Consider the following 10,869-nt stretch of genomic DNA (forward strand, 5'->3'; position numbering starts at 1 on the left):
CTTCCACCCGGAGCCTACCGGAGTACTATCCGGGTGGAAGGGTGGAGGGCGCGGGTGGCTAGGTCCTAAGCAAACAGCTTACAGCAGGCTCGAGCACTCCCTAAAACCGATAGCCAAGCTCCACGCCAAATCGACGCAGCGTGCCCGGCGAGATGAATGACCCGCCAAACTCAATCGCCGGGATCACCTCGTTGAGATACTCCTCATCGGTCAGATTGTCGGCAAATGCCGTGATCGACCAGCTGTCAGTCTCGATCCCGACCCGCACATCCAGGATGGAGAAGGTGTCGCGCTGCGTGATCGAGTAGTCCGCATCGCCCACAAAGGCGGGCAACATCAGCGCCGAACCGGGTAGCAAGCCGCTAAACAGTGTAGGCGAGGTGTTGTTCTGCACCGTGTGGAACCATGTCGGGCCAGTGATGCGGTAATCGGCCCGCGCAACGAAATCGATGGTGTTCGTGACTGGCAAATCAAGCTGAGTGCCAAGGTTGATCGTGTAATCGGCGGTATAGGGGGACTCGTTGCCGACTGTCACCGGACGGGAGGAATTGGCCTTGATCTCACTCTCGGTGACATTGACCGAACCGAAAATGTCCCAGCCATCGACGATCTCGGCGTTCAGATTGAACTCTGCGCCATAGACCTCGATCTCATCAATGTTTGACACCACCCGCAGCAGGCCAAAACCGCCGACGAAGAATTCGAAGAACTGCATGTCGTCGATGTTGGTGTAATATCCTGCCAAGTCGAAAGTGATGCGGTCGTTCAGCAGCGAGCCTTTCAGGCCTGCCTCGAACGCGTTTGAAACCTCTTTGTCGAACACATCATTGATTAGAACATTGGTGCCGATAAACTGGTTAAATGACTGATCGATGAGGGCAGATGAACCCTGATTGTTGAAGCCGCCAGATTTAAAACCGATGCCCCAGTTCGCGTAGAAATTGAGGTCATCGCTGAGCGAATATCGAAGCGATAATTTCGGTTGCAGCTGCGAGAATGTCTCTTCTTGATCAGGGATGGCGCCATTGGTCTGGCCGGGGTTGATCGGTGTGCCAGTGAACGGGTCAGTCGCTAGTGGAACAAGGCTTGTGACGCGGCGCTTCTCCGTATCGTGGCGCAGTGCAAAGCCGATGGTCAGGTCATCGCTGGCCTCCCATTCAGCCGAACCGAATAACGCGTAAACATCGGTCGAAAAATCATCATTGTAGAGCAGAGTGGTGGGGTTGTCGGACCCGGCGGGGTTGAACAGCTCGCGGCTCACACCATTGCCCAGATCAGCGCCCAGACTTACGCCAGTTTCACGATCGATATGGAGGAAATACGCGCCCAGCTGCCACTCAATCGGGTTGCCTGTATTGGAGGCGATGCGCAGCTCTGCGCTAAAGTCGCTTTGCTTGCGGATTTGCAGCTGTGTCCCGTCGCAAGTGGTCGGGCTGTATGGGCCGAAGGTCGAACCATTCACAGGGTCAAAGATAAACGGCACCGGTGTCGCGCCAATAAAGCCCGGAGCGTTGAGCGGAAAACCAGTCAGTTGCGCCGTTGTGGCAAAACACGAATTGGAGGCAGCGACCGAATCCGGCGTTGCGCCCGGGAAGGTGAAGCGGGCAAAATCGCCGGAGGTGCCATCCGCTGTCAGCAATTGGTCAACATCGCTGTAGAGCACCCAACCGGTCAGTGTGAGGGTGTCGAATTCGTGCTCAATTTTCGCTGACGCTTCAAAGGTGGTCTGTTCGTTGGTCGGGCGAATGTTCGAATAGAAATTAAACGGATGGTCATTCACATCTTCAAAGAATGCCGGGTTGGCGCCGGCAAAGTTCGGGAGGTGAAACGCCGCGTTAAAATTGATGGATGCGCCCGAAAGGTCGGCATAACGTGCCTTCACGTCTAGCTCTGTCGTGTCGCTGAGTTGCGCGACAAATCGTCCATCAACTGACCAGACTTCCTGATCATCAATGGTGTTCGAATTGAGGAAGTCATTGCGATAAAAGCCGTCGGTCGTCGAGTAGTTGCCAGACAGAACGATGCCCGCATTGTCGCCAACAGGGGTCGAGATGTATGCGCTGCCCGAATAGGTTTCGTCTTCAGCGGCGGTAACGCGAACGCCGCCTTCTAGGATGTCGCTCGGCTTGAGAGTCTGGATAACGATCGCACCGGCTGCGGCGTTGCGGCCATAGAGCGCACCTTGTGGCCCCTTGAGGATCTCGATTTGGCGCAGCGTGCCTTGATCCTGATTTAACTGAGCGGTGTTCGTCTTGAGAATGCCATCAACCACCAGCGCGACGGAGCTTTCCGCATCGCGGGCGCCGTTGATACCGCGAATGTTAATCTGCGTATCGCCCGCCTCGGCAGTGCCAGTTACGATAGTGACGCCGGGGGTTAGCTGAACGAACTCATCGGCGCGCTCTATACCGGTTTTGGCAATGACATCAGCGGAAAGAACCGTCACTGATGCAGGAACTTCGGCCAGTGTTTCGTTCTGCCGCCGTGCGGTCACGATGATCGTATTGTCGTCCTCCTCCACACCTTGATTGGGCTCGCTTGCATCCTGCGCAAAGGCAGGGGCGGCGAAAGGCAGGGCAGCGATAGAGGCCAGCAGCCATGTTTTGGACGAACGCATATTCAAAGTTCTCCCCGAACTGATGTTCCCGCAACTTTTCGCGTAGCGGATAAACACGTCTTGCGACTCATTCTCTTTATTGTATACAATTTGGCGCAGTCAAGTTTTCTAAGGAAGTCCAGAGAGATCAATGTCCCGCGCATCTGACAAGGCTTATGACATGATCCGTTCAATGATCGTTTCGGGCGAGCTCGCCTCTGGCGATGCACTTGGCGAGGAGGCGTTGGCGGAGATGTGCGGCGTCTCGCGCACGCCAATCCGGGAGGCGTTGCGGCGGCTCGAATCCGACATGCTCATTCGCAAGACCGAATCGCAGCGTAGCTTCGTTGCGGATTGGTCGCTGGATGACATTGAGGATGTTTTTGAACTTCGTGCGATGTTGGAAGGGCATGCGGCGCGCCGGGCGGCGACCCGGATGACTGACGAAGTTTTGCAGCGCCTGCGCGGCTACAATGCGGTTATTGCTAAGGCGGTAAATCAGGCAAAGCCGGACGTGGCCGTATTTCTCGAGCAGAACAGGGAGTTTCACGCGCTGATCCTCAAGACGGCGGGTTCTCGCAAGCTGGAGATGTTGCTTCAGGCGTTGATTGAGCAGCCTGTTATCTGGCGCACTGCGCATCATTATGGCGACGATGAGTTGCGCAGATCTCATCAGGAGCATGATGAGGTGATTGCCGCCTTCGTTCGCCAGGATGCGGCGTGGGCGGAAACGATCATGTCGGGCCATATTCGCCGCGCCTTTCATGCCTATTCCGATGCACATCAGGGCTTGACGGCAATGAATATCGGACAGTCGAAGAAACGAGCGTAATGACTAAATTGTATACAGAAGAGGTTGAGATCGTCGAGGTTAGCCCGCGCGATGGACTTCAGAACGAAAAGCTTGCCGTCAGCACCTCGGACAAGCTTGCGCTGATAAGCGACGCGATTGATTGCGGTGCGCGGCGTATTGAGGTGACGAGCTTTGTAAACCCAAAGGCAGTGCCGCAAATGGCCGACGCGGATGATGTTTGCGCGGGCCTGCCACAGCGCGGTGATGTGACTTACATTGGTCTCGTCATGAATGCTCGCGGAGCTGAGCGTGCCATTGCGACCGGTCGCATCAATCAAATCGGCGCGGTGGCCGTTAGTACCGATACTTTTGCAATGCGTAATCAGGGGCAGACCAGCGATGGTTCGGTTGAGGCATGCAAAGATATCATAGCCCGCGCCAAGGATGCCGGGCTGACCGCTCAAGCGACCATTGCCGCAAGCTTCGGCTGCCCGTTTGAAGACGAAGTTTCCGAGGATCGCGTGGTCGCAATGGCCAGCGTCATCGCAGAGGCTGGCCCGGTGGAGATTGCGCTCGCTGACACAATCGGGGTCGGCAACCCTGCACATGTTGACCGACTGGTGAGCCAAGTGCGCGCGGCGGTCGATCCGCTGCCCATCCGCGTCCACTTCCACAATACGCGGGGCACCGGCCTTGCCAATGTCTGGGCGGCGATAGGAGCAGGAGCGAAGACAATCGATGCCTCAATTGGCGGTCTGGGCGGGTGCCCTTTTGCGCCGGGCGCGGCGGGCAATGTCGCGACCGAAGACGTTGTTTACATGCTGGAGCGTGCGGGCATCGCAACCGGTCTCAATCTTGACCAACTAATCGAAACCAATCGCTGGCTGAGCAGAGTGATGGAAAAAGACATGCCGGCGATGGTCGGAAAGGCGGGCGGATTTCCCCGTCCTGACAAAACAGAGAAAAGGACTGCTGCCTGATGGGATATAGGTTAGGTGTCGACGTCGGGGGTACATTTACCGACCTGCTGTTGTTCGACGATGAAACAGGCCAGTTCTGGCGTCACAAAACGCCATCAACGCCGCATGATAGTTCCGAAGGAATCCTGAACGGTGTCGAGGCGATCACAAGCGAGGCCAATGTCAGCGCGAGCGAGATCGAGTTCTTCCTTCACGGAACCACCGTGGCAACCAATGCGGTGCTTGAGGGGAAGGGCGCGAAAGTCGGCCTGATAGTGACCGAGGGCTATCGTGACGTCATGCAGATTGCGCGCAGCTTCGTACCCGGTGGTCTTGCTGCCTGGATTGTGTGGCCTAAACCCCAACCACTCGCGCATTTGGAGGACACCATTGATGTGCCCGACCGCATGGGCGCAGATGGCGAAGAAGTGCGACCGTTAGACGAAGATGCGGTGCGCAGTGCGCTGCGCAAGCTAAAGGCGCAGAACGTCGAGGCGCTGACCGTCAGCCTGATCAATGCCTATGTGAATGGCGCGCATGAAAAGCGGATTGGTGAGATTGCGGCTGAAGAGCTTCCCGGAATCCCGGTTTCGCTGAGCCATGAAGTTCTGCCTGAAATGCAGGAATATGAGCGGACGTTGTCAACTGTCGCAAATGCTGCGGTGCGGCCCGTTGTTGGCAATTATGTGTCGAACCTGCGCAACCGGTTGGAAGAAGAGGGACTGAAAGGTCGGCTCTCATTGCTGCGGTCAGACGGCGGACTGATGAGCAGCCAGAAGGCTGAGGAGCATCCGGTCAATATCCTGATGTCCGGCCCAGCAGGGGGCGTGACCGGCGCTTTGTGGGTCGCGAAGAATGCGGGGCTGAACAACATTCTGACTCTGGATGTTGGTGGTACGTCCACAGACGTTGCGCTGATCGAAGGGCTTGAGCCAAGGCGTCAGCGAACCACTGAAGTCGGGCACTTGTCCGTCCGTGCTTCTGCGCTCGATGTGAAGACCGTCGGGGCGGGCGGCGGCTCGATTGCTCACGTGCCAGAGCTGACCAAGGCATTGCGGGTTGGCCCGGAAAGCGCGGGCGCTGTGCCGGGCCCCGTTGCCTATAATAAAGGCGGCGAACTGCCCACCGTCACCGATGCCAACGTGGTGCTCGGCTATCTGCCAGAGGATTTGCTTGGCGGTAGCTTCCAGCTTGATCGTGAAGGCGCCAAGAAGGCCGTGCAAACGATTGCTGATGCGCTTGGTGTGTCGCTGATGGAGGCGGCGCGTGGTATCATCGATATCGTCAATGAGAATATGTTTGGTGCGCTGCGCATGATTAGCGTTCAGCAAGGCTACGACCCGCGTGAATTCGCGGTGATGGGCTTTGGCGGGGCAGGGCCTCTGCATGTCAATGCGGTGGCGAAACTGATGGGCAGTTGGCCAGCCGTGTCGCCAGTTTCACCGGGTGTGTTGTGCGCGCTTGGTGATGCAACCACCCGTATGCGTACCGAAACCGCGCGCAGTTTTAGCAAGTTGGCGCAGGATACGACTATTGCCGATTTGATTGCCGTTCTTGACGAGATGGAGGGGCAAACGCGTGCTGAACTGCTCGCTGATAGTGTGCCAGAAGAACAGATCACCAGCGAGTTTGAAGTCGATATTCGCTATGCTGGGCAAGCGTTTGAGGTCCCGCTGACCATTTCCAAGGCGATTTTGGAAGATAGCGGGATCGACGGAATTCTCGCGCGGTTCGATGACGAGCACCGACGTTTGTTCACCTTCAATATGGATACCCCGCACGAGATCGTGAACCTTCGCGCAGTTGCATTGGGCGAAGCGCCGGCGCTGCCCGCAGCCGAACTGCCCAAAGGGGATGGAGATCCATCGGCGGCCAAGGTGCGCGATCACACGCTGTGGATGGATGGCGAGGAGCGCGAAGCGGCAATCTATGACCGTGCTAAACTGAAACAGGGTGACGTCATTCCCGGCCCCGCCATTATCACGGAAATGGATCTCGACCACGCTTGTTGAGAATGGCTGCACGGCCACGGTCGATCCGGTCGGCAACATCCTGATCAATCCAAATGAGGAGGGCTGAGCGATGCCTGCACAAATCATTCAGTCAAACACCACACCTTTCGAGAAAATCGACATTGATCCGGTCACGCTCGACATTATCGAGAACGCGCTGCGCAATGCGCGGATCGAGATGGACGCAACGCTGGTGCGCACAGCGATGTCCCCCGGCATTCGCGAACAGGGCGATGCGTTCCCATTGATCGCAGCACCCACTGGCGAGATGATTGTCGGCCAGTTTGGCAGCTATATCGGCCCGTTCCTTGATGGATATGATGGCACGGTGGAGGAAGGCGACATGATCTTCCTTTCCGACCCCTATTCGGTCGGCGGCGCCATCAGCCACTCAAACGATTGGCTGGTGCTGTTGCCGGTGTTCAAGGACGGTACCGCTTGGTCGCCTACACGTCGATGTTTGGTCACCAATCGGACATTGGCGGCATGGTGCCGGGTTCAATGCCAATCAATGCGACCTCGATCTTCCAAGAGGGTGTTCGGATCCCGCCCGTAAAGATCTGGAAGAATGGCGAATACAACGAAGACCTGATGAAGCTGGTCATGCACCAGACGCGTAAGCCGGATTGGTGCCAGGCCGATTTGAACGCGCTGATCGCAAGTTGCCGCGTCGCTTCTAACCGTGTGATTGAGATGTGCGAGCGTTTTGGTGACGACGTATACTACTCTGCCACGCAGGAGCTGCTGGCGCGTAACCACCGCGCTATGAAGGCGCTGATAGGTCAGGCGATACCGACCGACAAAGCCAGCTTTGAGGATTACATCTGCGACGATGGAAAGGGCTATGGCCCTTACAAGATCAAGTGCACGATGTGGCGCGAGGGCGACAAGGTCATTCTCGATTTTGATGGCACGGACCCGCAATCGGTCGCGTCGATCAATTTCTATCTGAACGAGAACATGTTCAAGATGTTCTTCGGCATTTACATGATCATGGTTTTTGACCCGCAGATACTGTTCAATGACGGGTTCTACGATTTGATCGAAGTCCGCATTCCCGAAGGATCATTGCTCAAGCCGGAATTCCCGGCGGCCTTGTCAGGTCGCACCCACGCTCTGGGGCGGATATTCGACATTCTCGGCGGTCTGTTGGGGCAGGGCACGCCAGAATTTCTCAATGCGGCTAGGGTTTAGCTCTTCACCCCACCTATTCTATTCCGGTTGGGATCAACGCGCCAAAAAGGACGGGGGGAAATCGCGCGAATGGTTTCAATTGTTCCAGATCGGATTTGGCGGAATTCCGGGACGCCCAATGGGCGATGGCCCGGATGGTCACTCGCTCTGGCCGGGGTTTACCAACGTGCCTAATGAGTTTCTCGAGCGGTATTTCCCCTTGCGGATTGAGCGTTACTCAACCGAGCCCGATAGTGGCGGAGCGGGGCTCCACCGCGGCGGCAATGGTATCCACATGACCTACCGTTTTCTGTCAGATGGCGAGATCGCGATTCATGATGACCGTTGGTTCGTACCGCCTTGGGGCGTGAATGGCGGCCATCCGGGAATGCGAGCGAAGAAGATCCTTGAGAAAGCTGATGGCACTCAGACAATCATTGGCAATAAGGTCGAGGATGTGCCCGTCGAGGCTGGTGATCTGTTGCACTTCATCACATGGGGCGGCGGCGGATGGGGTGACCCGCTGGAACGTGATCCTGAGCTGGTTGGTCTCGAAATTCGCCAAGGTCTCGTTAGCCCCGAGGGTGCCAAGGATTACGGCGTCATTGCAGATGTTGATGGTGTCATTGACGAAGTTGCGACGGAAAAGCTGCGCTCAAAGATGAAGAGCGAGCGCGGCGAATTGTCATTGTTCGATTACGGTCCAGGCATCGATGAACTTCGCGCAAGCTGCGAAGAAGAAACGGGCCTCGCTGCGCCAATTCAACCCGTGTGGCACGCTGACGAAATTTCCGAGGCTGCTGAATGACTGACGCTACCAACACAGGCGCACTAGCTGGCCTGCGCGTAGTCGAGATGGGGCAGTTGTTGGCTGGTCCATTTTGCGGCCAACTGCTCGGCGATATGGGCGCAGACGTCATCAAGATTGAGCCACCGGGCAAGGGCGATCCTATGCGCGTGTGGGGGCAGGGTGATGAGAAGGTGCAATGGGAAGTCATTGCCCGCAATAAGCGCTCCGTGACCTGCAATTTGCGTGTCCCAGAAGGGCAAGAGATCGCGCGTAAGTTGATCGCGAGCGCCGATGTGCTGGTCGAGAATTTCAAGCCCGGTACGCTTGAAAAATGGGGTATGGCACCTGAGCAGCTTCACAAGCTTAATCCGGGCCTGATCATCGCGCGTATGTCAGGCTATGGCCAGACGGGTCCGTACTCGACCCGTGCCGGTTTTGGCGGCATTGGCGAGGCGATGGGCGGGTGGCGCTACATCGTCGGCGATCCTGACCGTCCACCAGCGCGCATGGGTATTTCTATCGGCGACACGCTATGTGCGACATATGGTTGTATGGGCGTGCTGGCCGCGCTGCATCACCGCGAGAAAACGGGCGAGGGCCAAGTGATCGACACCGCGCTGTATGAGGCTGTGCTGCAGGTGATGGAGGGCCTCGTTCCCGAATATGACCAGAATGGCTTCATTCGCGAGCGATCCGGATCGATCCTGCCCGGTATCGCGCCGAGCAATGTCTACAGCTGCAAGGATGGCCCGTTTATGATCGGGGCCAACAATGATGCGATTTTTGCGCGCTTGGCCCAGGCGATGGGTCAGCCTGAACTCGCGGAAAGCCCGAAATACTCGACGCATTTGGCGCGCGGTGAAAATCAGACTGAGCTCGACAATATGATCAATGAGTGGACGGGCAAACTGACCATTGATGAGGTCGATGCGTTGATGATCAAGCACTCAATCCCGGCGGGCCGGGTCTACACGGCGAAGGATATGCTCAACGATCCGCACTTCAAGGCACGCGAGGCGATTATTGAGGTTGAAACCGAAGGGCACGGCAAGCTGAAGATGCAGAATGCCTTCCCGCGTTTCTCAAAGACTCAGTCTGGCTATCGCAGACCTGCGCCGACGACGCCGGGTCAACACAACGCAGAGATTTTCGCCGAGATGCTGGGGTGGGATGAAGCCGCGCTGGCGAAACATGCGGAGCAAGGCCACATCTGATGTCAGGCGCGGATCTGGAACAGAGTTACGTCGGCGCGTTTGGCGGTCATTTGCGTCCGGGCAAGGCCCCTGCGCTGCTGCTGATCGATATGGTCGAGGCCTATTTGCAGCCTGATAGTCCGCTGTTTTGCGAAACTGCGCAAGCGGCGGCTGAGGTGGCGGCGCAATTGCTGGTCGCTGCACGCGCAAACAGTCGCCCGGTCATTTTTACCAATGTTACTTATCAAACCGGTGGTGCAGATGGTGGCCTCTTCTATCGCAAGGTGCCAGCGCTGAAGTGCTTCGAGGTGGGCTCGCCGCTTGGTGAATTCCCAGCGGAGCTGATGCCGCATGAAAGCGAGCGCGTCATTTCCAAGCAATATCCGTCGGCTTTCTTTGGAACTTGTCTCAACGAAACCCTGAAAAACCTCGGCGTGGATACGCTGGTGATCGGCGGTTATTCCACTTCCGGTTGTGTGCGGGCATCAGTGCTCGACGCGCTGCAATATGGCTTTGCACCTTTCGTGGTGAAAGAGGCCTGCGCAGACCGCCATGAGGCCCCGCACGAAAGCAATTTGTTCGATATGCAGGCGAAGTATGCCGAGGTGGTGAGCAGTGTACAGGCCCAGAACATTCTGAATTGAGGAGGCAGCAGGTTTTCCTGATCACCTGATAACCCTTTCTTGACGCTGTCTGATTGTGTTACCGCACTGACCGACATTTAGTTCGGCAAGTTCACATAAGGATGCAGAATGAAGAACATGCGAAACACTTTTGCTGCGGGGTTGCTTGCTTGCTTGTCGGCGTCATGCAGCAGCGGCGCGGACGATTCAGCAGCAGATCCTGCGAACGGTACCGATACAACACGTGTCACCGAGGAAGTGGGTAGCGCAAACGAGGCGCCGGCGGCTGACGACGTCGCCACGGTTGATGGCACTGTTTTGGCTGACTTTAGCGGCAATGCCCAGGATGGTGCGCGAGTATTTCTCCGGTGCCAATCTTGCCATGCAGTCACGCCGGGCGAGAACCGGGTTGGTCCGTCACTCGCGGGGGTTATGGGAAGTACAGCAGGTGCCGTCGAAGGGTACAATTACACACCGGCAAACGCCAATGCAGGCATTACATGGACGCCTGAAAAGATGTTTCAGTATCTTGAGAATCCGCGCCGGGTGATTCCCGGTACGAAGATGGCTTTTCCCGGGCTTGCTGATGGGCAGGACCGGGCTGACGTGATCGCTTATCTCACCGCGCCTACGCAATAGCGGCTTTATCGGCTTACGCTGATCGAAATAAGGAACGTCGCGTGAAGCGGCGCTGTCTTATGTGGATTTGACAACGTTATCACATACGTTG

General features: G+C 56.8%; 6 protein-coding genes and 2 pseudogenes. 7 read left to right on the plus strand and 1 reads right to left on the minus strand.

Features of this window, described 5'->3' with window-relative positions:
- Positions 1-100: 100 nt before the first annotated feature.
- A complete protein-coding gene (locus ACZ1GM_RS06025; RefSeq protein WP_472678227.1) occupies positions 101-2,617 on the minus strand; it encodes a TonB-dependent receptor in 2,517 nt (838 codons plus the stop codon).
- Between the two features lie 130 nt (positions 2,618-2,747).
- Between ACZ1GM_RS06025 and ACZ1GM_RS06030 the strand changes: the two genes are divergently transcribed.
- The 7 genes and pseudogenes from ACZ1GM_RS06030 to ACZ1GM_RS06060 all read left to right on the plus strand — a co-directional run bounded on the left by ACZ1GM_RS06030 (position 2,748) and on the right by ACZ1GM_RS06060 (position 10,778).
- Positions 2,748-3,428, plus strand: a complete 681-nt coding sequence (locus ACZ1GM_RS06030) for a GntR family transcriptional regulator (RefSeq protein ID WP_472678228.1) — start codon at positions 2,748-2,750, stop codon at positions 3,426-3,428.
- Positions 3,428-4,369: a hydroxymethylglutaryl-CoA lyase gene (locus tag ACZ1GM_RS06035; protein ID WP_472678229.1), complete on the plus strand. Its 942-nt coding sequence runs from the start codon at positions 3,428-3,430 to the stop codon at positions 4,367-4,369. The genes ACZ1GM_RS06030 and ACZ1GM_RS06035 overlap by 1 nt, the downstream gene beginning before the upstream one ends.
- Positions 4,369-6,427 (plus strand): annotated as a pseudogene (locus ACZ1GM_RS06040) (hydantoinase/oxoprolinase family protein). The gene ACZ1GM_RS06035 and the pseudogene ACZ1GM_RS06040 overlap by 1 nt, the downstream one beginning before the upstream one ends.
- 3 nt (positions 6,428-6,430) lie before the next feature.
- Positions 6,431-8,341 (plus strand): annotated as a pseudogene (locus ACZ1GM_RS06045) (hydantoinase B/oxoprolinase family protein).
- Complete coding sequence (locus ACZ1GM_RS06050) at positions 8,338-9,537, plus strand: CaiB/BaiF CoA transferase family protein (RefSeq protein WP_472678230.1); 1,200 nt, start codon at positions 8,338-8,340, stop codon at positions 9,535-9,537. The pseudogene ACZ1GM_RS06045 and the gene ACZ1GM_RS06050 overlap by 4 nt, the downstream one beginning before the upstream one ends.
- Positions 9,537-10,160 (plus strand): isochorismatase family protein, encoded by a 624-nt coding sequence (locus tag ACZ1GM_RS06055; protein ID WP_472678231.1) that lies wholly within the window; start codon positions 9,537-9,539, stop codon positions 10,158-10,160. Before ACZ1GM_RS06050 ends, ACZ1GM_RS06055 begins: the two co-directional genes overlap by 1 nt.
- 108 nt (positions 10,161-10,268) lie before the next feature.
- A complete protein-coding gene (locus ACZ1GM_RS06060) occupies positions 10,269-10,778 on the plus strand; it encodes a c-type cytochrome (protein WP_472678232.1) in 510 nt (169 codons plus the stop codon).
- Positions 10,779-10,869 lie beyond the last annotated feature (91 nt).

It is taken from the genome of Qipengyuania sp. JB2-7 (assembly GCF_055693485.1).

What these genes read in the sequence shown, in the direction of transcription:
- ACZ1GM_RS06035 (WP_472678229.1), top strand. Translation starts at nt 3,428, where the DNA reads ATGACTAAATTGTATACAGAAGAGGTTGAGATCGTCGAGGTTAGCCCG.
- ACZ1GM_RS06025 (WP_472678227.1), bottom strand. Translation starts at nt 2,617, where the DNA reads ATGCGTTCGTCCAAAACATGGCTGCTGGCCTCTATCGCTGCCCTGCCT.
- ACZ1GM_RS06055 (WP_472678231.1), top strand. Translation starts at nt 9,537, where the DNA reads ATGTCAGGCGCGGATCTGGAACAGAGTTACGTCGGCGCGTTTGGCGGT.
- ACZ1GM_RS06060 (WP_472678232.1), top strand. Translation starts at nt 10,269, where the DNA reads ATGAAGAACATGCGAAACACTTTTGCTGCGGGGTTGCTTGCTTGCTTG.
- ACZ1GM_RS06030 (WP_472678228.1), top strand. Translation starts at nt 2,748, where the DNA reads ATGTCCCGCGCATCTGACAAGGCTTATGACATGATCCGTTCAATGATC.
- ACZ1GM_RS06050 (WP_472678230.1), top strand. Translation starts at nt 8,338, where the DNA reads ATGACTGACGCTACCAACACAGGCGCACTAGCTGGCCTGCGCGTAGTC.